The following is a 25,112-nucleotide window of genomic DNA, read 5'->3' as shown; positions in this document are numbered from 1 at the left end:
GCCATGCCCGCATCCGTAGAAACGGCTTCGGCCCTCATCGCCATCGTCTGCGCCTCCGCGCCCGTCCATCTCGTCCTGAATCTCCGAAGCCTCGATTGCGCCATCCGGCTCGTCACCGGGGCGAAGGCCGCCGCGAGCGACGAGCTGTTTCACCCTGCCGATCTCATCATCGTGATGCACGATCCCCATAGCGGGATCGATGGTCCGACCGTGATCCGGGACCTGCGCGGTCACGATGGACATGCCCGCACGGCGGTCCTGTTGCTCGGGGCCTCCTCCGCCCTGCGGCGGTCGGGGATCGAGGCCGGTGCCACCGACGTGATGACCGGTCCCATCGATCCCCTCGATCTGCAGATCCGCGTCTGCAACCTGCTCGAACTCGCCCTGGCGCGTCAGGTCCTCCACCGGCAATCGGTGGCGATGTGCCGCGACGTGGACCGGGCGGGCGCCGAGGCGGCCTCGCGGGAGCGGGAGATCATCCGCCGCCTGATGCTGGCCGCCGAGTTCCGCGACGATCAGGCGGGGGATCACCTCACGCGGGTCGCCGGCTGCGCCATCGCCATCGCCGAAGGGCTCGGCCTGTCGGAGGGGGATGCGAACGACATCGCCCTGGCCTCGACGATGCACGACATCGGCAAGATCAGCATCCCCGACAGCATCCTCATGAAGCCGGGGCCTCTCAGCGACAGTGAGCGCGAGGAGATGAAGCACCACGCGATCCGCGGCTACCGCATGCTCTACGACAGCCCCTCGCATCTGCTGCAACTCGCCTCCGACATCGCCCTGACCCATCACGAACGCTGGGATGGCGGCGGCTATCCGCAGGGATTGAGCACGACGCAGATCCCGCTCGCGGGCCGCATCGTCGCCGTCGCCGACGTGTTCGACGCCCTGATCTCCGAGCGGGTCTACAAGAAGGCCTGGACCCCGGAGGCCGCGCGCCGGCATCTCGAAGAGCATGCCGGCACCCATTTCGACCCGGATTGCGTGGCCGCCTTCGTGGCCCGCTGGGACGACATCCTCGGGCTGGTGGAAAGCAACCCGCCGGAATCCGCCACCGTGTGAGCCGCCTGGAGGATCAGGCGTCGGCGACGCCGGCCTCGTCCTGTGCCTGGAGCACGTCCGGCCGGGGCATCGAGATGATGTTGTAGCCGGAATCGACGAAATGGACCTCGCCGGTGACGCCGCCGGACAGGTCCGAGAGCAGATAGACGGCCGACCCGCCGACCTCTTCCAGCGTTACAGTGCGCCGCAGGGGGGCGTGGGCGCGCTGGTGATTGAACATCAGGCGCGCATCGGCGATGCCGGCGCCGGCCAGGGTCCGCATCGGGCCCGCCGAGAGGGCGTTGACGCGGATCCCCTCCGGGCCGAGATCGCCGGCGAGATAGCGCACCGACGCCTCCAGTGCGGCCTTGGCGACGCCCATGACGTTGTAGTTCGGCATGATCCGGGTCGAGCCGCCATAAGTGAGCGTCAGCATCGAACCGCCGCGGCGCATGCGCTTGGCCGCCCGCTGCGCGATCTCCGTGAAGGAAAAGCACGAGATCACCATGGTCCGCGAGAAGTTCTCGCGGCTGGTTACGTCGACATAGCGCCCCTTGAGCTGCGCCTTGTCCGAGAAGCCGATGGCGTGGACGACGAAATCGATCCCGTCGGTGAAGCGCTCGTCGACGGTGGCGAACAGCGCGTCCACGCTGGCGATGTCCTCCACGTCGCAGGGGATGACGATGTCGGAGCCGAGGGAGGCGGCGAGCGGCTTGACGCGTCGCCCGAGGGCGTCCCCCTGATAGGTGAACGCGAGTTCCGCGCCGTGGTCATGCAGGGACTTGGCGATGCCCCAGGCGATGGAATGATCGTTGGCGACCCCAAGAATCAGGCCGCGCTTGCCTGCCATCAAACCCGTCATACGTGTCCCCGCATCCATCACGCCGAAGTGTCAGACAGTTCCGGCCATTGCGAGGACGCTTAGCGCGTGCATCGACGAACTGTCCAATCCGGCATCGAACGGATGAGCGGGCAACCGTTCGAGTTGGGCACGCTCAGAGAGACAAGTGGCGATCAGAAATAGCCGCGCGTCTCGTCCAGGGCCGTATCGACGAGCGCCTGTTTGGCCCGGATGCAGGCTGTGGCCACGATACCGAGGCCTGCGAGAGTGCTCAGGGAAATCAGGATCATCACCATCGTGGACTTTCGGCTTCATTCTGGAAACGCGATGTCGAATCCGCGGTTCCGCAAAAAGAAGCCGGCGTCACGCCAGCAAAGCCGAAGTCGATCTCTGAAAGCTTGGCCGTTCAGGCGTCGATATGCTTGAGGACGAGGGTGGAATTGGTTCCGCCGAAGCCGAAGGAATTCGACACGACATGGCCGAGTTTGACGTTGTCGCGGCGCTGCCGGAGGATCGGCATGTCGGCGAAGGCCGGATCGATCTCGTCGATATGCGCGCTCTCGCAGATGAACCCGTTCTGCATCATGAGAAGGGAATAGATCGCCTCATGTACGCCGGTGGCGCCGAGCGAATGCCCGGTGAGCGACTTGGTGCCCGAGATCGGCGGACAATCGTCGCCGCGGCCGAAAACTTCGCGGATCGCCTCGATCTCCTTGAGATCGCCCACCGGCGTCGCGGTGGCATGGGGGTTGATGTAGTCGATCCGGGCGCCCTTCAGCCCTTCCATCGCCTGCCTCATGCAGCGCACGGCGCCTTCACCGGAGGGGGCGACCATGTCGTGGCCGTCCGAGGTGGCGCCGTAGCCGGCGAGCTCGCCGTAGATCCGCGCGCCGCGCGCCTTGGCGTGCTCCAGCTCCTCGAGGACGAGGACGCCGGCGCCGCCCGCGATGACGAACCCGTCGCGGTTGACGTCATAGGCGCGCGAGGCCCGGGCGGGGGTATCGTTGTAGCGCGAGGACATCGCTCCCATCGCGTCGAACAGGACGGAAAGCGTCCAGTCCAGATCCTCGCAGCCGCCGGCGAAGATGATGTCCTGGCGCCCGCTCTGGATCACCTCGCCGGCATTGCCGATGCAGTGGTTGGACGTGGCGCAGGCCGACGAGATCGAATAGTTCACGCCCTTGATCTTGAAGAAGGTCGCCAGCGTCGCCGAAGCCGTCGAGCACATGGCCTTCGGGACGGCGAAGGGACCGACGCGCTTGGGTCCTTTCTCGCGGGCGAGATTGGCGGATTCGACGATCGCCTTCGTCGAAGGGCCGCCGGACCCCATGATGATCCCGGTGCGGTCGTTCGAGACGTCACCCGCCTCGAGGCCGGCATCGCGGATCGCCTGGTCCATGGCGATGTGGTTCCAGGCGGTGCCGCCGCCGTGGAAGCGCATGGCGCGCCGGTCGACGAGGCCCTCGGGGTCGACGCTCGGGCGTCCCTCGACCTGGCTGCGGAAGCCGAGTTCGGCATAGGAGGCCGAGTGGCCGATGCCCGACTTGGCCTCGCGCAGGGAGGCAAGGACTTCCTGGGTGTTGTTGCCGATGGACGAGACGATGCCCATCCCGGTGATCACGACACGCCGCATGGAAACGCTCTTCTCTTTCGCCGAAGCGCCGTCGCACCGACGCGTGTCAGGTAGGATGATGCCGGGGCAATCTCAACCACCGGCGGGCCGGAGGGCTAGCCTTAGGCCTGGAACAGGGCAACCCTCAGATCCTTGGCGTCATAGATCCGGGCGCCGTCCGCTTCCAGCCAGCCATCGGCGATGCCGAGGACGAGCTTGCCCTGGCGCACGCGCTTGATGTCGATGCCGTAGACGACCTTGCGCACGGTCGGCAGCACCTGGTCGCTGAACTTCACCTCGCCGACGCCGAGCGCCCGGCCCCGGCCCGGCGCGCCGAGCCAGCCGAGATGAAAGCCCACGAGCTGCCAGAGCGCGTCGAGGCCGAGGCAGCCCGGCATCACCGGATCGTTCTTGAAATGGCAGCCGAAGAACCAGAGGTCCGGCCGCACGTCGAATTCCGCCAGGACATGGCCCTTGCCGTAGGCGCCGCCCTCGGTCCCGATCGAGGTGATGCGGTCGAACATCAGCATCGGCGGCAGGGGGAGCTGCGCGTTGCCGGCGCCGAACAGTTCGCCACGGCCGCAGGCCAGCAACTCCTCATGGGAGTAGTGGGAGGCGCGGGGAACGGTCTGTTCTGAGCCGGCGGCGGCGGGCGATTCGGAATCGGAAGACATGATCGGTGTGTCGGTCCTTGGTGGAGGGCGCGTTCGAAACGCCGGACATCGCCCACGAACGCCGGAACGGTCGTGGCCATCGCGGGTCCACGACATCGTCCGAACCCGCGAGCGGCGCTTCGTTAACACACCGCCTGAGCGGCACAAAACACCTCGTCTCCATATGAGTCGAAGGACGAGCCGCGAAGTTGGTCGGAAGGCTGGTTGCCTGCCCTGTTGAATGGAATGACTTTAAACAAGCCGCATGTTCACACTGCGTAGCTACTCAGCACCGGCTTGGGTTGCGACGAGGGGGGAGGTTCGTATAGAGTTGTCTTGTATTTTGTTGGTTCCGTGAGATGTCAGTACCGCCGATGTCCAATCCGCTGCCGCTGCAGGCCATGCTGAACGCACGTGGCGCTTCCCTCGATATCGCTTCGGTCGCGGGGCGCCGGGGATGCCCCCTGTCCGACCTGCGCGACCGTCTGCGCCGCTCCGGCCTCCGTCCGACCCGTCAGCGCCTGTCGCTGGGCTGGCTGCTGTTTGGGCGTGGCGACCGCCACCTGACGGCGGAAATGCTCTACGACGAGGCCATGCGCGCCAAGGTGCCGGTCTCGCTCGCCACGGTCTACAACACCCTGCACCAGTTCACCGAGGCCGGGCTTCTGCGCCAGCTGGCCCTCGACGGGTCCAAGGCCTATTTCGACACCAACCCGAGCGAGCACCACCACTTCTTCCTCGAAGACGAGGGGCAGGTTCTGGACATGCCCGATTGCGGCATCACCGTCGATTCGCTGCCCGATGCCCCCGAGGGCATGGAAATCGCCGGCGTCGAGGTCATCGTCCGCCTGCGTCGCCGACACGGTGCGCGCCAGTCCTGAGAGAGGCTTCTTTCGCTTCATACTCCACGAAAAAGGCCCGGCTCAGCCGGGCCTTTTTCGTGAGGCGCTACCGATGCTACCGGGCTCGGAGCGCCTCAGGACACTCCCGATCACGGTCGGTTCTCGCTCCGAGCGTGACGGCGCAGCGGGAGCTTGTGGGAGACACTCAGTCGATCTTCTCGTTCGGGTAGACGCCCCAGAGCCGGTCCTGGCGGATGTACCCGTCCACGTCGCCGCTCCTCTGGGGGAGCGCGACGATCACCCGGCACCAGCTTCCGGTGCAGCTCTTTACGCTACCGATGACGCCGGGCTGGAGCTTGGCCTCCACGCCCGACCCTTCTTCCGCCCGTGAATGGAGCGGGATCGCGGCGTCGCCGCCCCTGGCTGCCATGACGATGGACGTGCGCCGGCCGGAGAGGAGGGAGTGGAGCACCCAGCCTTCGGTCCCCTCGGAATCGCGGATGCGCCGCCAGGTCTCGAACTCGGCGACGATCTCGATGGGAAGGCCGGCCCGCTGGAACACCCACAGCGTTCGGTGGTCCTTCGACGGGCCCTCGCGCAGGTTGACCCGATCGGTCTTGAGGCTCGCATAACGCGGCAGGGGCAGGCCCGTGGCCGGGCCGCGATTCGCGTCCGACGTGCCTCCCGCCGCCGGGGCGGCCAGCGCCGGGGAGAGCGGCGCCACGAGGGAGGCGGCCGCCGTCAGGCACGTGAAGAACAGAAGTCCAGGCAGGCGCGTCATCGGTCTTCCCAAAGGTTCACGATCGTCATGGCCACGATCGCCATCGTCAATCCTCGTCTAGCGATCCCTCGCGCGCGATGTTTCGGGCGCGGGGGCACGTTGTGTTCCGTGCCCTCTCTGGTAGAGAAGCCTCAAGAACCGGCAGCCGAGGCGTCGGGGCTATGGGACCTGTCTGGCCGATGCGTGGTTAATGCCGGGTCAAGCCTCGGCATGAACCGTCGCTCCCGGCAGCGGCCGGCCTGGCAGAAACGTTCGCGGAGGGTGCATGTCGTCGTTGAAGCGCAAGCCACTCGTTGTGGTCACGCGTCGCCTCCCCGAGGTGGTCGAGGCGCGCATGCGCGAGTTGTTCGATATCCGCCTCAGTCCCGACGACGCGCCGATGGGCAGCGAGGCTCTGGCCGCCGCGTTGCGCGAGGCCGACGTGCTCGTTCCCACCGTTACCGACAGGATCGATTCCGGTCTCCTCGCCCAGGCCGGGCCGAACCTTCGCCTGATCGCGAATTTCGGCAACGGCGTCGACCACATCGACGTGGCGGGGGCCCTGGAGCGGGGCATCACCGTCACCAACACCCCCGGCGTCCTCACCGAGGACACCGCCGACATGACCATGGCCCTGATCCTCGCCGTGGCCCGCCGCGTGGCGGAGGGGGCGCGCATCATCCCGGACGACAATTGGGACGCGGGCTGGTCCCCCACCTGGATGCTCGGCCGCCGCATCACCGGCAAGCGCCTGGGCATCGTCGGCATGGGCCGGATCGGCCAGGCGCTGGCGCGCCGAGCCAAGGCGTTCGGACTGCAGATCCACTATCACAACCGGCGCAAGGTGCCGGTGCAGATCGAGCGCGAGCTCGACGCGACCTATTGGGAATCCCTCGACCAGATGCTGGCGCGGGTGGACATCGTGTCGGTGAACTGCCCGCACACGCCGGCGACCTATCACCTGCTCTCGGCCCGCCGCCTCAAGCTGCTCAAGCCGGAGGCGATCGTCGTGAACACGGCTCGCGGTGAAGTGATCGACGAGAACGCCCTCGCGCGCCTGATCGAAGCGGGCGAGATTTCGGCGGCCGGCCTCGACGTGTTCGAACAGGAACCGGCCGTGAGCCCCCGCCTCGTCAAGCTCGCCCGGTCCGGCAAGGTCGTTCTCCTGCCGCATATGGGGTCGGCCACCCACGAGAGCCGCACCGATATGGGCGAGAAGGTCATCATCAACATCAAGACCTTCATGGACGGACACCGACCGCCGGACCGGATCCTGCCGAGCATGCTCTGACGGCCGGCAGTCGGCCCCGGGGGGGTAGATTCCGGCGTCGGGTACGGGTGAGGTTTGCACGGTGCTTGCAGGGCCGTCGATCTATGTGCACTCGCATACCGAGGCCGTAGGAACGGCGTCATGTTCGATACGTTGACCGGCGCCGATAGGGATCGTCGGTTGTCGCGTATCGGGTAGAGTGGGAGCAAAATGGCCGCGGAGACAGAGTCGACCGAGGCGAGCATCGCAGAGGCCGTCCCGTGTGACGAGTTTCGTCGCTTCGCGGATTTCGTGCCCCTGATGATGTGGCGTTCCGACATCGAAGGGGCGGCGGTCCATCACAACGAGTGCTGGCTCGATTTCACCGGCCGGAGCCGCGAAGACGAACTCGGCCATGGCTGGCGGCGTGGCCTGCACCCGGACGATTTCGACCGACATGCCGCCCTGGTCCAGGAAGCCTTCGCCTCGCGCAGTCCCTACTCCATCGAGTTTCGCCTGCGCCGTCACGACGGTGCCTACCGCTGGCTCCTGAACAACGCCCGTCCCCTCACCGAGAACGGCACGTTTCAGGGTTATCTCGGCTCGTGCTTCGACATCACGGACCGCAAGCGGGCCGAGGAGCATGCCGAGCATGCCCTCGTGGAGAAGGAGGCCCTTCTCGCCGAGGTCTATCACCGGGTGCGCAACAACCTGCAGGTGATGGTGAGCCTGATCGGTCTCTACGGCCGCGCCGCGCCGCCGCCGTGCCGCGGGAGCTTCGAGGCGCTCGGCCAGCGTGTTCGTGCCATCGCCCTCGTTCAGCAGCATCTGCACGAAGCGCCGCACATCGCCTCCATCGACCTGCGCGATTACCTTCATCGGCTCGCCTCCGGCCTCGGCCAGTTGCGGCGGGCGGGCCGCATCAGCGTGGCGGTGGGCGGCAGCGGCACGAGCCTCGTGGAACCACGCACCGCCAACGCCCTCGGCATGATCGTGGCCGAAGTCGTGGCCGAATGCCTCGACGCCACCGCCGATTCCGTCTCCTGCACGATCGCGATCACCATCGACGCCCAGGCCGGCGCGCCGGTCCGTCTCACCATCGTGTCGGGCGGCGATCAGCCCGGGGCCCATGCCACGGACGTGCCCAATCTCGGTCCTCGGCTGGTGGCGGCCTATGCCGCTCAGGCCGAAATCGCCGTTCGCGGCACCGGCACGCAGGCCGATCCGATGGAACTGCAGCTGCCCGAAGCCCTGGTGCACCCGTCGGAGTAGCGGACATTGACGCTCGCCGGACGGCGGGCCGCTCCCTATATCGATGGGGCGAGGAAGTGCCGTCGCTTCGCTCGATCGTCGCCGAGAGTTCAGCCTGACACCATGCTTCCACCCATCGCAACGATCATCGACAATTTCGAAATCCTCGACGACGGGCCGGACCAGCTCGAGTACCTGATGGAACTCGGCCGTGCCCTGCCGCCCTTTCCGGACGAATTGCTCACCGAGCAGAACCGGGTCCATGGCTGCGAAAGCCAGGTCTGGGTCGATTCGAATGTCGATCATTCGCAGTCGCCGCCGCGCCTTCACCTGCGCGGTACCAGCGATTCCTTCATCACCAAGGGGCTGATCGCCCTGGTGATGGCCCTGCACGACGGGAAGACGCCGACCGAGATCGCGGATGTCGACGTCTTCCAGGTCTTCAAGCAGATCGGCCTCGGCGCTCACCTGACGTCGAAGCGTTCCAACGGGGTCCGGGCCATGGCCGAGCGCATCCATCGGGACGCGGCGCGGCTCGCGGCCTGAAACAGCCTCCGAGCCTCAGGCCCGCTCGCGCCACTGGCGCAGGCGCGACCGGCTCGGACCCACCGCCTCCCGTTCCAGCCCGTAATGCTCGGCGAGCCGCGCCAAGGCGATGCGGATGACGACCTTGGCCGAGCGTGCCGGCCAGCGGCGCTCCGCCTCGATCGTCTCCAGGCCTTTCACGAAACCGCACAGGTCGATCAGCAATCCGGACAGGTCGCTTCCCACCGCCGACAGGGCCGCGCGGACGCGCTGTCGGGCCGCCAGCATGGCATCCGACCCGGCCGAGGGATCGCGGGGGCCGCCGCCATCGACTTTGACCCCGCTCCAGTCCGACCCCAAGCGCGGCATCAGCGCCCCCATGGTCATGTCGCGGCGCAGCCGCTCGCCCGCCTCGAAACAGGCGGCGTCGATCAAAGGGCTTCCATCGCGATCGCGGCGCCGTGCCATCCAGGCGAGGGGACTTTCCGAGGCGTCGCGGACAGGCCGGGTCGGCTCGCCTTTGCCTTCGAGGTCGAGATGCTGGGCGAGGTAGGGCGTGTCCCGGCCGGCCCGGTCCCGCCGCATCCTCGCCCGCCCGGCGGCGCTGATGGTGAGCCGGGCGCGCCGTCCCGCCGCCTGTTCGGCGAGATCGCAGGAGAGGAGAGCCTGTCCCGCCTGCGCGCCATAGCGTCCGCTGCTCACGGAGATCCCATCACCTCCGCTCCGCACGATGATCTCGCCCTCCATCAGCGGATCAGGCAGTGCATAGGCTCCCTCTTCGTCGAGGGCCGCGAGGAGCCGGGCCGCATCGCGACCGAGTTCCGCTTGAGTGCGCGCCGGCATGGATCGCCGACCCATGCCATGGATCGCCGTATTCGGGGTCTTGTTCATGATATGTTCCCTGGCGTATCGATGCGGCAATCGCCGCGGCACCGGGGATATTATAAGAAATTAGTCCTAACGCAAGTCTCAATCACGAGGTCGACGACGACGGGGGGGCCGGGCGGCGAGATTTCGCCAGCGCCCGGCCCCGCTTCGCTTACGCGGCTTCGTCGTAGGTCCCGTTGCGGGTCTGGCCGAGGCCGATGGCCTTGGCGAGGTCCGAACGCGCCTTGGCGTAGTTCGGAGCGACCATCGGATAATCCGAAGGGAGGCCCCACTTCGCGCGATATTGTTCCGGGCTCATGTCGTACTTCGCGCGCAGGTGGCGCTTGAGCGATTTGAATACGCGCCCGTCTTCGAGACAAATGATGTGATCGGCTGTCACCGACTTCTTCACGGGGACGGCGGGCTGCTGCGGCGCGGAAGCGACCTTGGCCTCGGCCTCACCGCTCGCGACCTGGGTCAGCGAGGTATGGACGCGGGTAATGAGCTGCGCGAGCTCGCCGACCGGCACCGGGTTGTTGCTCACATAGGCCGAGACGATATCGACCGTCAGTTCCACGAAGTCGGCCGAATTCTCAATGTCGCTCATTGTTTAAACAGTTCCTTTTAGCACGATGCCGGACGGGGTCTTTTGAGTATGCAGGCGATGGGCCAAGGGACAGTTTGGCAATCCATAGCTGGACTCTCGGCATCGTGGCTTCATCCAGTGGCGCTCTACGATGGTGGGCGACGATAATCGCCATTTCGCCCATTTAATATATTCACATTGATCTCGCAAGACGGGAGTCAGTCATGACGGGCCGCCGAATCAACGGTTCTGAACGATATTTCAATTTAATGTGAGTTCGCACCGACGCAGGCTAAGTCGACGCGCTGTCAACGAGGCCTCTCAAGGATAGAGAACCAGTTGCATCCATGATGCCAAAGCCTGTCGTCGGTCGAGCCGTCCGGCACCGCGCCGAAAAGACTTCCCTCTCGACCTTGCCCATGGCCTCCGGCTGGGACACATGCAGGCATCGAAGGCGACCGGTGAACGGATCGGTCGCCGCTACGCTATTCAGCCGACGGTGGTTGGCAACCTTATAGGTCTATCCATGGACGATCTTTTCCACTTGGAAAGCAAGCCACCCGTCGCCGAGGTGCGCCCGCACACATTCACCGTGCATGGCCGAGCAATTTCCGACAATTATTCTTGGCTGAAGGCCGAGAACTGGCGCGACGTGCTCAAGGATCCCGCTGCCCTCCCGGCCGATATCCGGGCATATCTCGATGCCGAGAACGCCTATACCGAAGCGGCGCTCGGCGATCTGGTTTCTTTACGCAAGACCTTGGTCGCGGAGATGCGCGGGCGCATTCGCGAAGACGATAGCGGTGTGCCCGAGCCGGACGGCGCTTTCGCCTATTATACCCGCCATCGCGAGGGCGGGCAGCATCCCCTCGTCTGCCGCCGTCCGCGCACGGTGGTGGTGATCCCCGGACAGGGTGCCGAGACGGCCGGGACGGGCGGTCCGGAAGAGGGCGAGGAGATCCTTCTCGACGGTGACGAGGAGGGCAAGGGATTGCCATTCTTCGAGCTCGCCGCGGCGGTTCACGCGGACGATCACACCCGCCTCGCCTGGAGCGCCGATTCCAAGGGGTCCGAGCTCCACACCATCCGTGTCCGCGACCTCGGCACCGGGCAGGATCTCCCGGATAGTATAGAGGCGACCACCGGCGAGGTGGTCTGGTCCGCCGACGGGCTGTCGTTCCACTATGTGGCCGTGGACGAGAACCATCGTCCCGCCCGCGTCATGCATCACGTGTTGGGCACAGAGCAGGCCGCCGATACGTTGCTCTACGAAGAGCGAGATTCCGGATTCTTCGTCCATATCGAGACGACGCAATCGCGCGATTACCTCACCATCACGGCGAGCGACCATGAAACCTCCGAAGTGCATCTCCTCGACCGCAAGTCGCCGGACGCAACCCTGCTATGCGTTCAGCCGCGGGAGCCGCTGCTGATCTACTCCGTGGAGAATTGGGGGAACCACCTTTTCATCCTGACCAATGCGGACGGGGCGGAAGACTTCAAGATCGTCACCACCCGCATCGGCGCGTCGGGCCGCGCCCATTGGAACGACCTCATCCCGCACCGGCGCGGCGTGATGATCCGCCACCAGCACGTCATCGCCCAGCACCTCGTGCGCCTCGAGATCGAGAATGCGCGGCCCCGCATCGTCGTCCGCGACACGCAGGGCAACGAGCACGTGGTGGCCTTCGCCGAGGAGGCTTATTCCCTCGGCCTCCAGCCGGGGCACGAGTTCGAGACGGCGGTGATCCGCTTCACCTACTCGTCGATGACGACGCCGGCCGAGACCTACGATTACGATTGCACGACCCGCGCGCGGCAGTTGCGCAAGCGCCAGACGATCCCGAGCGGGCACGATGCCGCCGCCTATGTGACGCGCCGGATCTTCGCCACGGCCCCGGATGGGGAGAGCGTGCCGATCTCGCTCCTCCACCGCCGCGACCTCGTCCTCGACGGCTCGGCTCCGCTGCTGCTCTATGGCTACGGGTCCTACGGCACGATGATGCCGGCCGCGTTCCGCACCAACCAGCTGTCGCTGGTGGATCGCGGCTTCGTCTACGCCATCGCCCATGTCCGCGGCGGCACCGAGAAGGGCTGGCACTGGTACATGGACGGCAAGCGGGGCAAGAAGCCCAACACCTTCACCGATTTCGTCGCCTGCGGACGTGCCCTGGCGGAGGCCGGATACACCACGCCCGGCCGCATCGTCGCCCATGGCGGGTCGGCCGGCGGGATGCTCATGGGGGCGGTGGCCAACCTCGCGCCGGAGCTCTTCGCGGGGATCGTCGCCGACGTGCCCTTCGTCGACGTGCTCAACACCATGCTCGACGGCGACCTGCCCCTGACCCCGCCGGAATGGCCGGAATGGGGAAATCCGGGCGCGAGTGAAGAGGATTTCGAGACCATTCTGTCCTACTCGCCCTACGACAACGTCTCGGCCCAGAACTACCCGGCAATCCTCGCGCTCGGCGGCCTCACCGACCCGCGCGTGACCTATTGGGAGCCGGCGAAATGGGTGGCGCGTCTGCGCGCCACGATGACCGGCGGCGGCCCCGTCCTGATGCGGATCAACATGGAAGCCGGCCATGGCGGGGCGGCGGGACGATTCGACCGGCTGGAGGAGGTGGCCTTGATCTATGCCTTCGCCCTGCGGGCAGTGGGCCGGGCCGGAGCCGGCGAGGGGCCGCAATCGTGACGGCCTTCGCCCGCACCGCAACCGCCGCCGCGTGTCTGCTGGCGACCTTAAGCCCGGGCGCGGCGGCGGACAGGGCGGTGTCCCTCCAGGTCCCCCCCGATCTCGCCAAGGATCTGCCGGCGATGCCGCGGATCGCCAACCCCGTCGACGACGCGGAACGGCGGATCAACGCCGCCGTGCAGCGCCTCGACGGAGCGGTGCGGAAAGCCGCCGCCGAGTGTCTGGCGGAGGGAGGCAAACATGCCGATTACGGCCGGCACATCGAGGTGACCATGCGGGGCCCCCGCTTCCTCAGCTACACGATGACGGACAGCGCCTTCTGCGGCGGCGCACATCCCAATACCGGCACCTCGGCGATCGTCTACGACCTCGTCTCCGGTGCTCCCGTCGATTGGACCGCGCTGCTTCCGCCCGCCCTCACCGGCAAGGTGGCGCTCCAGACCGAGATGGATGGAAGCAGGATGGTGTCCCTGTCCTCCAAGCGGCTCTTCGACCTCTACCTCGAGGCTTATCGCCCCAGGACCGGCCAGGCGAAGGCGGATGCCGATGACGACGAGTGCCGCGAGGCGGTCGCCATGCCGAATGGCGACGAGCCTCCGGCCATGACCGTCTGGCCCGATGCGAAGGCGGGCGGCCTCGCGGTGCAGTTCGACCTCGCCCACGTGGTCCAGGCCTGCGCCGACGTTGTGGTCGTTCCGGTGGCGACCCTCACGGCCGAGGGCGCCAATCCGGTGCTCACCGATGCGATCACCGCCGCCCGGGCCGCGCGGCCGGCTCCCTGATCGTCTTAACGCCTCGAAGCCGGTCGTCATCAGGGCTGCGGCGCGGTCGGATCGACGGCCCGGCCTGGAACCTCCAGCACCGGCAGCCCGTCGGCGGCACGGCGCGCGGCATCCTCCAGGCTCGGTGCCAGGGCGCGGATGCGCGCCTGACGAGCGGCTTCCTCGGCGGCCGCCTTCTCGGCCGCCGCTTTCTCGGCCGCGGCTTTCTCCGCTGCGGCCTTGTCGGCCGCCGCCTTGATGGCGGCGGCGCGGGCCCTGTCCATCTCGATCCGTGCGCGACGCCGCTGGCGCTCGATCTGATCCGCCTCGAACAGCTCGATCTTGTCGAGCTCGCGCTGGAGGACCACGGCGGCGAGGCCGTTGGTCAGCGGGCCGGCATCGACGCTGCGCTCGGGTTTGCTCAGCGGGCCGGAATAGGCGAGCTGCACCGCCGGAACCCCGCCCGTCCAGCCCTTCGGCGATCCGCCTCCCGTCAATGTCCCGCGCGCATCGAACCGCCCGGTATTCAGGTCGATGGCGAGGGTGCCGGCCCAGCGCGGTCCACCGAGATCGAAGGCGAGGGGGGCCGCGCGGAGCGACCCGCCGGAGAGGGTCGCGGGCGCCTTCACGGTCCCCTTCACCGCCATCGGCGCGGCGGCGAGTTCCTCGGCGACGAGGGACTGGAGCCGTCCGTCCCGAAGCGGATCGTCCTCTGCGAGGGCTTTCACCAGGGCGCGCTCGATCCCGCCCGGATCGCCGCCGGGCAGCACGAGATCGGTCAGGGCGATATCGCCGCTGCCGCCGAGATTGTTCGCCATGTTCACGACGCTCTGGCCCGAGGCACCGAACCGCAGGGTCGCGCTGGCGCGGCCGGAGATCGGCCCCGGACCGACGAGATCGGCGATGGAAGCGTCGCTCAGGCTCCCTTCCCCGGTGAGCGCCGCCGCTCCGCCCTGCCGGGACAGCGTGACGGTCCCCATGAGACGGCCCCCGGCGAGGCGGCCGCTGAGGTCGCGGATCGAGAGGACGCGGTTGTCGAGACGGGCACCGAAGGCCGCGCCCTCTGCGGTGAAGCGTCGGCCGAGTTCGAGCGCGTCCACCCGCACGTCGAGGTCGATGGGCGGCCGGTCCGCGGTCGGGGCCCCGAACCGAGCGCCGTCCCCGGCCTCTTGCTTCTTACCCTCCGGGGGAATCACCAGGGCCGCGGCGAGCCAGGGCAACGACAGCCGCCCCAGCGCCACGCTGCCGAAGATGTCGCCCGCTGGCGACCGGTTGACGTTGGCGAGGATCGTGGCCCCGGCGATCCGCCCGGCCACATCCGCATGGGCATCCCGCCCCGCCCGCGACAACCCCACCAGCAAGTCCGCCGGTAGCGGCGAGGGCAGGGCGGAGGTGCTGCCGGCGAGGAGGAGGAAGGGCGCGATGTCGGGTGTCTTGACCTGGATCTCGCCGGCCTCCGGCGGGGCCTGCCCCGGACCGGGCACGACCGGCTTCACCGTCGAGAGGGTGAGGTCGGCGATGGTGCCGGAGATGTCGAGGCCGAGGGGCGGAACCGCGCCATCGGCTCCGGCCTGTCCGCGTGTCCCGGTGATGCGCAGGGCGGCGGGCTTGCGCAGGGCCAGCATGTCCTCGCGTTCGAACCAGCGCCCGGCGAGCGGGGTGGTCAATCCAAGGGAGAGGCTGTCGATGCGGCCGCTTCGTGACAGCAGGTCGAGGTCGAGGCTGCCGCCCGCCGCGGTCCCGTCGGCGCTGGTGCGCAGGGTGTCGGCGTCACCGGCCTCGCGCTCCAGGGTCACGGCGAGATCGAGGGCACCGGCCCGGAGGAAGCCGGGGATCATCCGGGCCTCGGCGATCCAGGTCCTGTCGAGGAGGGCGATGAGGGGGGCGGCCACCGGCGCCCACATCCGGCCTGCGATGCGGCCGGACCCGTCAGGGGCGATGCGGCCGGAGAGCTTGGCGTTGGCGCCGGCCACATCCGTGACGTCGAGGCTGCCGACATTGAGGCTCGCTCCGTCCGATTGGATGCTCGCGGCGATGGTCCCGTTGCCCGAACGCGCTCCGGCCGGCCCGTAGCGCACGTCCCTCGCCTGGATCGTCAGGCCGATATCGTGGTCGTGGAGGCCGGACAGGGCACTGCCGAAGGAGGGCAGGGCCGCGATGTCGATGCCCTGCGCCGAGAGCTGCGCGTCGAAGCGGCCGCGCCCGCCCGCCTCCGCCTGGGTGTAGCGGGCGTTGCCGGTGATCCGCGCCTCGCCGAGGGAGAGCCGCAGGTTGCGCAGCGACAGCGACGGGCTCGCCGTCGAGAGGTCCGCGGATGCCTGGATCTGGCGCCCGTCCATCACCGCGACGGCCGGGCCGCCGAGGCCGAACTTGCGCAGGTACCGTCCGAACCCGTCCGATGCGGCGGCGTCGAGGGAAACGTTGCCCGTGAACCGGAGGGCAGGCTGCGTATCGAGCTCACCGGAGGCGGTGAGGGCGGCCTCGCCCGGTGCCGTCACCGAGAAGCGCCGGAGGGCGAGCCCCCCCGTCCGGTCGAACGTGCCGGAGAGTTGAAGCTTGGTCCAATCGTCGAGACCGAGGGCGACGCTCTCGATGCCGAGATCGAGATCGACCATCATCGGCAACTCGGAATTCGCGCGCGGCATCCCGCGCGCCAGGAGGGCCTGTCCTCCCGTGGAGATCAGGAAGGCGTCGAGGTCCAGGCGGCGCGTCTCCAGGGTCAGTGCCGCCCTCCAGGCCCGCAGGTCGATCCGCCCGGTGCCGGCGAGGCGCATGGGCTGACCGCCGGGGTCGATCTCGGCCTTCACGTCGGAGAAGCGCACGATGGGGCCGCGGGCCTTGAACGTCCCGCCCAGCGAGAACGGCAGGTAGGCGCCCGCCACCTGGACCGGCGGCCCGACCACGACCCGTGCCGTGCCTTCCGCCTTCGGGATCATCGCCCGCGGGGCGTCCCCGGTCGCCTCCGGCTCGCCCGCCATCGGGTCGAGGCGGATGCGGGCATCGGCCTCGAAACGCGGATGGGTGTCGCCGCCGCCCGAGATCTTCACCGCGACGCTGCCGTCCTCCGCGGGCTCGCCGGTGGCGACCCGGAAGGCGACCGCGCCGCTCATCCCCTCGATCCGCCAGGGTCCGAGCAGCCGGGGCGCGGAGAGATGCACCGCCTCGGCCCGGACCTGATCGGTGCGGCCGCTCTGCGGCACGAGGGTCGTCAGCACGACCTGCCCGATCGTCAGGTCCTCGATGGCCAAGTCTTGGTCGGCGAGGGTCCGGTAGAGGTCGGCGGGCAGGCGGATCGCGTCGTCGTCGCTGATCGGAAGCTTGATCTCGGCCCGGCCGATCCGCGTCTCGGTGAAGCGGATGTCTCCCGTCAGCAGCGGCGTGAGGCCGATCTCGGCCGCGACGGACTGGAGGTCGAGGGCCGGCTTGTCGGCCTGTCCGCCGATGCGGAGCCGATCGACGCTCAAGCGCGGCGAGGGAAGGAGCCTGACGCCGATCCGCCCTTCGGTCCGTGCGTCGAGGCCGAGGGATCGCCCGATCGCCCGGTCCACCAGCGTGCGGTAGCTTTCCCAGGCCACGAGGGGCGGGACCGCGAGGGCCGCGACGAGGATCAGGATGACGGCGCCCGCCAGCGCGGTCAGGATGTCTCGCACCGTCTTGGTTTCCGCCTCGCTCCGGCCCGGTCTCGGGGCCTGCCATGGGGCGGGCACGTGGTCTCAACCGGACGTCATGCCCGGTTCGTGCCCCCACCCCATGCGGCATAGCACACCGATCCCGGATGCGCGCCAGGGTCGAACCCCGCGGTCAACAGGTGCCGGGCTTCACCCTTGACCGGTCCGATCAGCGGCGCGGGGCGATGCCGGGGCCGATCGGCGCCGGACGGGTGATCTCGTTGCGCTGCATCTGCATGCGGATCTGGTTGTTCTCGAACTGCTGCTGGTGCCGGACGCCGCGAATCTCGCTCTGTCGGGCAAGACGGTCGTTGGTCTCGTTCAGCGTCCGCGTGCCGGGCGACTGGGCCATGGCCGGAGCGAGACCGGCAGCCAGGGCCGCGAGGGAGAGGACGGACAAGGAACGCGTGCGCATGGCGGAGCCTTCTGTGATGACGGCCGGGATATGGTGAGACGACGCCCGACATGAAGCCGGAGTTCCGTTTGCGGGCGAGGGCGGGGCGGCCCCGTTGTCCCGACCCTCGACGCCGTTCGCGTTTTGGTCCAGGGAGGCAGCATGAAACAGCATCCCGACGCAGCGGCGGCGTCCGTGCCGGCGCCGGCCTCCGGCGTGGCGGCCGAGGCCGCGCAGAGCTCCATCGCCGCCCGCGCCATGGCCTCCCTCAGGCCGCAGGGCTCCCCCTATCTCGAAGGGCTGAACCCCGAGCAGCGCCGCGCCGTCGAGACGACCGAAGGGCCGGTCCTCGTCCTCGCGGGCGCGGGCACCGGCAAGACGCGGGTGCTCACCACGCGAATCGCCCATCTGGTCTCGACCGGTAAGGCGCGGCCTTTCGACATCCTGTCGGTGACCTTCACCAACAAGGCCGCCCGCGAGATGAAGCACCGGATCGGTTCCCTCATCGGCCCGGCCGGGGAGGGGATGCCCTGGCTCGGCACGTTCCATTCCATCGGCACCAAGATCCTGCGCCGGCACGCCGAGATGGTGGGGCTGAAATCCGACTTCACGATCCTGGGGATGGACGACCAGCTTCGCCTGATGAAGCAGGTCATCGTCGACCAGAACATCGACGAGAAGCGCTGGCCCGCCCGCGCCCTGTCCTCGGCCATCGACGGGTGGAAGAACCGCGGGCTCCTGCCCGAGCAGGTACCCCCCGGCGAAGCGAGCGCCTTTGCGTTCGGCAAGGGCGGCGCCCTCTACACCGCCTATCAGGCCCGGCTCCTGACCCTGAACGCCGCTGATTTCGGCGATCTCCTGCTGCTCTGCCTGAAGCTGTGGCGCGAGAACCCGGACGTGCTGGCCAATTACCAGCAGCGTTTCCGCTACATCCTGGTGGACGAGTACCAGGACACCAACGTCGCCCAGTATCTCTGGCTGCGCCTTCTGGCCCAGGGCCACCGCAACGTGGCCTGCGTCGGCGACGACGACCAGTCGATCTATGGCTGGCGCGGGGCGGAAGTCGACAACATCCTACGCTTCGAGCACGATTTCCCCGGCGCGATCGTGGTGAGGCTGGAGCGCAACTACCGCTCCACCGGCCACATCCTCGCCGCCGCCTCGGGGCTCATCGCCAGGAACGAGGGCCGCCTCGGCAAGACCCTTCGTACCGAGGACGTCGCCGGCGAGAAAGTGACGGTGTCCGGCGCCTGGGATTCGGAGGAAGAGGCGCGCCAGCTCGGCGAATCCATCGAGAGCCTGCAGGCCAAGCAGCATCCGCTCTCCGAGATCGCCGTGCTGGTGCGCATCTCGGCTCAGATGCGCGAGATCGAGGACCGGTTCGTCCAGCTCGGCCTGCCGTATCGCGTCATCGGCGGCCCGCGCTTCTACGAGCGCGCCGAGATCCGCGATGCCCTGGCCTATCTGCGCGTCACCATGAACCCGGCCGACGACCTCGCCTTCGAGCGAATCTTCAATACACCGAAGCGGGGCCTGGGCGACGCCACCCTGCAGATCCTGCACGGTTATTCCCGCTCGCAGCGCGTGCCGCTGCTCCAGGCGGCGCGCAGCCTGATCGAGACCGACGAGCTGAAGCCCCGCGCCCGCTCCGGCGTCCGCGCCCTGGTGGAGAGTTTTTCGCGGTGGGCGCGGATGGTCGGCACCCAGCCCCATTCCGAGGTGGCCCAGACCGTCCTGGAGGAATCCGGCTACACCGAGATGTGGCAGAAGGACAAATCCGCCGATGCCGCCGGGCGTCTCGAAAACCTCAAGGAGTTCGTGCGCTCCATGGAGGAATTCCCCGACATGGCGGCCTTCCTCGAACACGTCTCCCTGGTGATGGAGGCGAGCGAGCAGGAGGGGGCGGACCGGGTCTCGCTGATGACGCTGCATGCCGCCAAGGGGCTCGAATTCGACACGGTGTTCCTGCCCGGCTGGGAGGACGGCCTGTTCCCGAACCAGAGGGCGCTCGACGAGAGCGGCCGGGCCGGGCTGGAGGAGGAGCGCCGCCTCGCCCATGTGGGCCTGACCCGCGCGCGCAAGCGCGCCAAGCTGTCCTTTGCCGTCAACCGGCGCATCCACGGCCTGTGGTCCTCCACGGTGCCGAGCCGCTTCATCGACGAGTTGCCCGCCGACGCCGTCGACGTGGTCGACGCCCCCGCGCATTTCTCCGCCGGTGCCTCGCGCTTCGACCGGAACCCGGCGCCATTCGGCTCGTCCTACGGGACGCCGGGCTGGCAGCGGGCGCAGGCCAACACCGCGGGAAACCAGGGGTTCGGAGGCGGGGGTGGGCAAGGTTTCGGAAGATCGTCCTCGCCCGGCCGGAGCAACGGCGGACCGCGCCAGATCGAAGGCGAGCTCGTGGCGAAGTCGACGGGTGCGCCATCCGCGTTTTCGGATGGTATGCGAGTCTTCCACACTAAGTTCGGCCCCGGCAACGTGGCGGCCGTCGACGGCAACAAGCTGACGGTTGACTTCGATAAGGCCGGCCGCAAGATGGTTCTCGACAGCTTCATCCAGCCAGGGTGAAGCACCCCGCCGCCCGCATGCGACACGTCGTGCGGACCCGGCCGGTTTCGCCCCTCGTGAAGGGCCGTGGTCGAGATGGATGCTTCGTCGTACCACCATCTCACCTGTCGAAAACTGAAACTCTCCCTCATCTGCGCGTTTCCGAAGCGAAACTCGGACACACGTCCGGGATTTCGTGCCGTCATGCCCCTGTCGCCACCGGAGCGGCATGGTGTGTGCGTAGGTGATTCGTGGCTTGCCGCACCGGGAGCCCGTCACTCATAGGCCAAGTCGTCCACAGGTCGTGGGGCGACATCTGGAACTAAAAGACCTGCCGTCGAATTCTTTCGTTAACGATTGTCAGAGATAGTGTAACAAATCTTATCGAGGGCAGGGCGCTTAGGCAGGTCGAAGATCAGTTGAACCCTAGTTGGCAAGTCCAGTTGGAGTGTTGATCGATGAAAAGACGGCGCACACGACTTGAGCTGGTAGAAGACCGCCCGGTGCGGCTGCACCGCACCCGGTTCGACGACGAGCGTAATTTAGGCCCTATCCAGCCTCTCACCGTCCGACAGGCCGAGTACCTGGATGCCCTCGCCGTCAGCAAGCAGGTCATCGTCCTCGGACCGGCCGGCACCGGCAAGACCTACATCGCCGGAACCCGCGCCGCGGATCAGCTCCGCCAGCGCCGCATCGCCAAGGTCATCATCACCCGTCCCAACGTGCCATCGGGCCGCTCTCTGGGCTTCTTTCCCGGCAGCTTGGAAGAAAAGATCGCGCCCTGGGTCACGCCGCTGACCGAGACCATGAAGGAGCGCATGGGCGACGCCGCCTACGAGATCGCCATGAAGACCGGCGACATCGAGGTGGTCCCCTTCGAGGTGATGCGCGGACGCACCTTCAAGAACTGCCTCGTAATCCTGGATGAGGCGCAGAACACCACCACCGCCGAGATCAAGATGTTCCTGACCCGCATCGGCGACGATTGCCAGGTCATCATCAACGGCGACGTGTCCCAGACCGACCTGCGCGAGACGTCGGGCCTCAGGACCGTGATCCACCTCGTGAAAAGCCGCATGATGCAGGTTCCCATCGTCGAATTCACCCTCGACGACATCGTCCGTTCGGGCATCTGCGCCGAATGGGTTCGGGCTTTCGAGGAAACGAAACTCTGACTTGAGTGTTATCAGCGGCGGGTCGAACCGGACCCGCCGCACGTCTCGGCGTGCGGCAATCATCTCTCCGGCGCGAGCGGGGGAGATTAATCCGAGCGCCGCGCTCGGGTGAAAGAGAACGGAAACGCCCGATGAAAAAATTGATCTTCGCGCTTGCCATGGTCGGAAGCCTCGGCGCTGGCGCCCTCGCGACAAGCGCTTCGGCCGCTCCCGGCGCCCCGATGGGCGTGACGTCCTCCGAGACCGTCACCCCCGTGCGCATGCACCGTGGGGAGCACCGGATGCATCGCCGCATGCACCGTCGTCACCACATGCGCATGCACCGTAACCACATGCGTCACCGGATGATGCATCACCGTCGCATGCACCGCATGTGATCGCAGCAGCGATCCGAACGACGAAAGGGCCCTGAGGGGCCCTTTTTTTGGCCTATCGAATTTCCTGGTTCATCGAATCGGACGATCTCGCCGCTCGCGGCCCGTCCCCCGCTGGGTCTCGCAAGACCCTTCGCTGGCCCTGCGGGCCTCCGGGAAAGGGGCGTTGGCGTGAGGACGGCGGGAGAGTTCGATCCCGGCTCCGTTCCCCGGGGAGTGGGGCGCTAGCGGAACCCGATCCGGGATCCCGCCGGTAAAGTTGCGACGCGTCTATTCGGCCAAACCGAGCCTCAGAGCTTCGGCGTCGCCTTCGCGGCACCATCCTTCACCAAACCGTCCTTGGCCGTGGCCTCCTTGGCGGGAACGGCCTTGGCCGCTGGCGGCTTTCCGGCCTTGGCGGGCTCGGCTGCCACCTTGGCCTTCTGCCCGACGGCGCCGGTCACCGTCGGCACCGTGATCGCATGGGCGGTATGGGTGGCCTTGCCGGATTTCGGCGCCGGCTGGATCGTCTCCGGGGCAGCGGCGGCGGCCGGGATCGTGGCGGCGTCGGCTGCAGGGGTCGGCGAAGCCTTGCCGGTGAGGAGACTGCCCAGAACCTTCGTGTAAGAGGGCGAATCCACATCGGCATCGGCCACCATGATGCGCGCAGGCGTCGCGGGCTTCAGCGGTTCGGGTGCCGCGTTCGTCTTGGCGACGACGCTGCCGGGCTTGGTCTTGTCGGAACCCGCCTTGAGGGCCGCCGCGGCGGCCTTGGTCGGGATCGGAGCCTCGGCGGCGGCCAGCATCACCGGACGTCCCTTGGCATCCACCTCGACCTCGCGCTCGCCGGCAGCCAGGCTCTCGGGCCGGCTCACTTCGCCGAGATGGTGGCGGGCGTATTCCTTGGGGTCGTAGGGCGCCTCCGGCTCGTCCTTCTTCGTCAGGTTGGCGAAGGCCAAGGTCGAGGCGGGAGCCTGGGGACGGAAGACCGGGTTCTGGCCGCCGTCGTCATAGACGACCCTGGTCGCCGGCGTGCCCTTGGCGACGAGTTCGGCGATGTCGTGGTTGTCCTTCGCCCGCTTCTCGGCGACGAGCGTGTCCACCTTCGGCGAGCACGAGCCGGCGGCCACGTCCTGGCCGCCGAAGACGTAGCGCGTGCCGCAGACGTTCACGCGCGGCTCCTCGCGCAGGGCCTCGAAATAATCCGAGCCTTCCTTCAGGTTCTTCCAGAACGGCGCGTTCGGGTCGTTGCGATACTTGGCGAAGTTCTGCGCCGTCATCCGGAACGGATAGGACTGGAACTGGAACGCGCGCTGCCCGCCGGCGAAGGAATCGCGTGCCAGGGCGTAGAGCTCGCCCATGGACTCGTCGGTCATGGCGAAACAGCCCGAGGACGAGCAGGTGCCGTGCACCATGATGTAATTGCCCGTCCGGCCGTTGGCTCGGTCGTAATTGTTCGGGTAGCCGGTATCGAAGGAGAGGTAATAGGACGAGTTCGGGTTCATCTGCCCCGGCGTCACCGTGTAGAATCCCTCGGGGGCCTGCCGGTCGCCCTGCTTGGTCTTGGGGCCGAGCTGACCCGACCAGCGGCAGATCGGGAAGGTCTTGAGGAGCGCGTACTGGCCGTTCGTGCCGCGCTTCCACACTTCCATCTCCGCTTCCTTCTTGTAGGCGCGGATCAGGATGGGGTCGTTGGCGGACATGCCCTTCTGGGCCATCAGCGCCAGGGTCTTGGCCGGGACGGGCGTGAGGGCGCGCAACGGCACGCCGCCACCCATCGAGCCATCCTGGCAAGCGGTGAGGGAGAGAGCGAGCGCAACGACACCGGCAGCCGTAGCCAAGCGTAGAGCCAGCGGGCGCAAAGCCATGGGGAACCCCGTCCTCATACATGCGCTCGCGGGATCTCGCCCGTCGAACGCCACTCCCCAACCCAATAGCGTCGTTAAACTTACCCGGTTGTTACCGCAAGAAGACGCAAATGGCCGGCGTGGCGAGATGTGGATTTCGGTGGCTTCCTTGGTGTGGGCACCACATTGCCGCAAAGTGTCGGTCGGCCTCGACGGTCAGGGGCACCGTCCCGATGGCAATCGACTTGATTCCACTGGTATTTCCGGTCCCAGCGCGGAGCGCGTACAGGCGTGCCGCCCAGAGCGGCGAGCTCCGAACGGGAGGAAGAAGCGGGGTTTAACGAAACCCTTATCGGTTCCTTGAACCCGATGCGCCAAAACGACGCATAGATAACCGGCTTACAGTTTGCGGCCGATATCGAGGAACTTCGCCGCCCGGCGGTCGCGGATCTCGTCGGGGCTCAGACCGTCGAATTCGGCCAGCGCCTTGGCCACGGCCTTGCCCGTATTGGCGATCGCCGCATCGCGCCCGCGATGAGCGCCGCCGGTGGCCTCCGGGATGATGCCGTCGATGATCCCGAGACGCAGAAGATCCTGGGCCGTGATCTTCATGGCGGTGGCCGCATCCGCCGCCCGGCCCTGATCGCGCCAGAGGATCGAGGCCGCGCCCTCCGGCGAGATCACGCCGTAGATCGCGTGTTCCAGCATGAGGACGCGGTTGGCGGTGGCGAGCGCGATGGCGCCGCCCGAACCGCCTTCGCCGATGACCACGGCGACGTTGGGCACGCCGAGTCCGAGGCAGGTTTCGGTGGAGCGGGCAATGGCCTCGGCCTGGCCGCGCTCTTCCGCCTCGATGCCGGGAAAGGCACCGGCCGTATCGACGAAGGCGAGGACGGGAAGGCCGAACCGATCGGCCATCTCCATCAGCCGCACCGCCTTGCGGTAGCCTTCGGGCTTGGCCATTCCGAAATTGTGGCGCAGGCGGCTCTCGGTGGTGGAGCCTTTCTCCTGGCCGAGCACGCAGACGGCGCGGCCCTCGAAACGGCCGAAGCCGGCGACGATGGCCTGGTCCTCTCCGTAATGGCGGTCACCGGCCAGGGGCGTGAACTCGGTGATCAGGCCGGCGCAGTAATCGATGAAGTGCGGCCGCTGCGGATGGCGCGCCACCTGCGTCTTCTGCCAGGGCGTCAGGGTGGCGTAGATATCGGAGAGGGCGGACGCCGCCTTGGCTTCCAGGCGGCCGACTTCCTCGCTGATGGAGACTGCGCCGTCGCGGGAGGCCAGGGTCCTCAGCTCCTCCAGCTTGGATTCGAGCTCGGCCACCGGCTTCTCGAAATCGAGATAGGAGCGCGTCACCGACATCGGTCAGAGATCCTTGTTCGTCGCCGTCGGCGCGCCGTCGGGCCGTGCCGGACATGACGGCGGCGGGAGGCGTTCGGGGC

General features: G+C 67.7%; 20 protein-coding genes. 10 read left to right on the top strand and 10 right to left on the bottom strand.

All coding sequences use genetic code 11. The annotated features are described in order from the left end of the window. Positions 1–3 precede the first annotated feature (3 nt). Positions 4–1,065, top strand: a complete 1,062-nt coding sequence (locus FV220_RS10365) for an HD domain-containing phosphohydrolase (RefSeq protein ID WP_018045386.1) — start codon at positions 4–6, stop codon at positions 1,063–1,065. 13 nt (positions 1,066–1,078) lie between these two features. Here the strand turns inward: FV220_RS10365 and fabI are convergent, their stop codons facing one another. The 3 genes from fabI to fabA form a co-directional block, all read right to left on the bottom strand. Next, positions 1,079–1,906, bottom strand: a complete 828-nt coding sequence (fabI, locus tag FV220_RS10360; RefSeq protein WP_056139840.1) for an enoyl-ACP reductase FabI — start codon at positions 1,904–1,906, stop codon at positions 1,079–1,081. Between the two features lie 385 nt (positions 1,907–2,291). After that, positions 2,292–3,518, bottom strand: a complete 1,227-nt coding sequence (gene fabB, locus FV220_RS10355; protein ID WP_147831198.1) for a beta-ketoacyl-ACP synthase I — start codon at positions 3,516–3,518, stop codon at positions 2,292–2,294. 101 nt (positions 3,519–3,619) lie between these two features. Then, positions 3,620–4,171: a 3-hydroxyacyl-[acyl-carrier-protein] dehydratase FabA gene (gene fabA / locus FV220_RS10350; protein WP_056139846.1), complete on the bottom strand. Its 552-nt coding sequence runs from the start codon at positions 4,169–4,171 to the stop codon at positions 3,620–3,622. Between the two features lie 353 nt (positions 4,172–4,524). Between fabA and irr the strand changes: the two genes are divergently transcribed. After that, a complete protein-coding gene (gene irr / locus FV220_RS10345; RefSeq protein WP_018045381.1) occupies positions 4,525–5,031 on the top strand; it encodes a Fur family transcriptional regulator Irr in 507 nt (168 codons plus the stop codon). A 166-nt stretch (positions 5,032–5,197) separates the two neighbouring features. Here the strand turns inward: irr and FV220_RS10340 are convergent, their stop codons facing one another. After that, entirely contained in the window at positions 5,198–5,773 is a 576-nt protein-coding gene (locus FV220_RS10340) for an SH3 domain-containing protein (RefSeq protein ID WP_147831196.1), read from the bottom strand. 265 nt (positions 5,774–6,038) lie between these two features. Here FV220_RS10340 and FV220_RS10335 point away from each other — a divergent pair, with 265 nt between their 5' ends. From FV220_RS10335 to FV220_RS10325, 3 genes are all read left to right on the top strand, one after another. Beyond that, entirely contained in the window at positions 6,039–7,043 is a 1,005-nt protein-coding gene (locus tag FV220_RS10335; RefSeq protein WP_147831193.1) for a D-glycerate dehydrogenase, read from the top strand. A 189-nt stretch (positions 7,044–7,232) separates the two neighbouring features. Then, a complete protein-coding gene (locus FV220_RS10330) occupies positions 7,233–8,273 on the top strand; it encodes a PAS domain S-box protein (RefSeq protein ID WP_056139851.1) in 1,041 nt (346 codons plus the stop codon). 102 nt (positions 8,274–8,375) lie between these two features. Next, the gene (locus FV220_RS10325; RefSeq protein ID WP_018045377.1) at positions 8,376–8,798 is read left to right on the top strand and encodes a SufE family protein; all 423 of its coding nucleotides are present in this window, start codon (positions 8,376–8,378) and stop codon (positions 8,796–8,798) included. 15 nt (positions 8,799–8,813) lie between these two features. On the opposite strand, the gene FV220_RS10320 is transcribed toward FV220_RS10325, so the two are convergent. Further along, positions 8,814–9,635: a DUF6456 domain-containing protein gene (locus FV220_RS10320; protein ID WP_187273381.1), complete on the bottom strand. Its 822-nt coding sequence runs from the start codon at positions 9,633–9,635 to the stop codon at positions 8,814–8,816. Positions 9,636–9,816: 181 nt separating this feature from the next. Then, positions 9,817–10,251, bottom strand: coding sequence for a MucR family transcriptional regulator (locus FV220_RS10315; RefSeq protein WP_018045375.1), 435 nt, complete (start codon positions 10,249–10,251; stop codon positions 9,817–9,819). A 505-nt stretch (positions 10,252–10,756) separates the two neighbouring features. Between FV220_RS10315 and FV220_RS10310 the strand changes: the two genes are divergently transcribed. After that, entirely contained in the window at positions 10,757–12,925 is a 2,169-nt protein-coding gene (locus tag FV220_RS10310; RefSeq protein WP_147831191.1) for a S9 family peptidase, read from the top strand. Beyond that, positions 12,922–13,707 carry a DUF4163 domain-containing protein gene (locus FV220_RS10305; protein WP_147831189.1) on the top strand — a complete coding sequence of 262 codons (786 nt, stop codon included), beginning with the start codon at positions 12,922–12,924 and terminating at the stop codon, positions 13,705–13,707. Before FV220_RS10310 ends, FV220_RS10305 begins: the two co-directional genes overlap by 4 nt. 29 nt (positions 13,708–13,736) lie before the next feature. On the opposite strand, the gene FV220_RS10300 is transcribed toward FV220_RS10305, so the two are convergent. Both FV220_RS10300 and FV220_RS10295 read right to left on the bottom strand, forming a co-directional pair. After that, complete coding sequence (locus FV220_RS10300; protein WP_246689426.1) at positions 13,737–17,336, bottom strand: AsmA family protein; 3,600 nt, start codon at positions 17,334–17,336, stop codon at positions 13,737–13,739. A 187-nt stretch (positions 17,337–17,523) separates the two neighbouring features. After that, the gene (locus FV220_RS10295) at positions 17,524–17,769 is read right to left on the bottom strand and encodes a hypothetical protein (protein ID WP_147831185.1); all 246 of its coding nucleotides are present in this window, start codon (positions 17,767–17,769) and stop codon (positions 17,524–17,526) included. 141 nt (positions 17,770–17,910) lie between these two features. On the opposite strand from FV220_RS10295, the gene FV220_RS10290 reads away from it, so the two are divergent. The 3 genes from FV220_RS10290 (at position 17,911) to FV220_RS10280 (ending at position 21,847) form a co-directional block, all read left to right on the top strand. Continuing rightward, a complete protein-coding gene (locus FV220_RS10290) occupies positions 17,911–20,316 on the top strand; it encodes a UvrD-helicase domain-containing protein (protein ID WP_056139864.1) in 2,406 nt (801 codons plus the stop codon). 437 nt (positions 20,317–20,753) lie between these two features. Continuing rightward, complete coding sequence (locus FV220_RS10285; protein ID WP_026176203.1) at positions 20,754–21,470, top strand: PhoH family protein; 717 nt, start codon at positions 20,754–20,756, stop codon at positions 21,468–21,470. A 131-nt stretch (positions 21,471–21,601) separates the two neighbouring features. Continuing rightward, positions 21,602–21,847 carry a hypothetical protein gene (locus FV220_RS10280; protein WP_018045368.1) on the top strand — a complete coding sequence of 82 codons (246 nt, stop codon included), beginning with the start codon at positions 21,602–21,604 and terminating at the stop codon, positions 21,845–21,847. 287 nt (positions 21,848–22,134) lie between these two features. Here the strand turns inward: FV220_RS10280 and FV220_RS10275 are convergent, their stop codons facing one another. Together FV220_RS10275 and FV220_RS10270 are read right to left on the bottom strand one after the other, a co-directional pair. After that, positions 22,135–23,691: a murein L,D-transpeptidase family protein gene (locus FV220_RS10275; RefSeq protein ID WP_238254022.1), complete on the bottom strand. Its 1,557-nt coding sequence runs from the start codon at positions 23,689–23,691 to the stop codon at positions 22,135–22,137. Between the two features lie 378 nt (positions 23,692–24,069). Continuing rightward, entirely contained in the window at positions 24,070–25,032 is a 963-nt protein-coding gene (locus FV220_RS10270) for an acetyl-CoA carboxylase carboxyltransferase subunit alpha (protein WP_018045366.1), read from the bottom strand. Positions 25,033–25,112: the final 80 nt, after the last annotated feature.

This window comes from Methylobacterium sp. WL19 (genome assembly GCF_008040005.1).
GTDB classification, from domain to species: Bacteria; Pseudomonadota; Alphaproteobacteria; order Rhizobiales; family Beijerinckiaceae; genus Methylobacterium; species Methylobacterium bullatum.
This window is presented reverse-complemented; position numbering and strand designations above follow the sequence as displayed.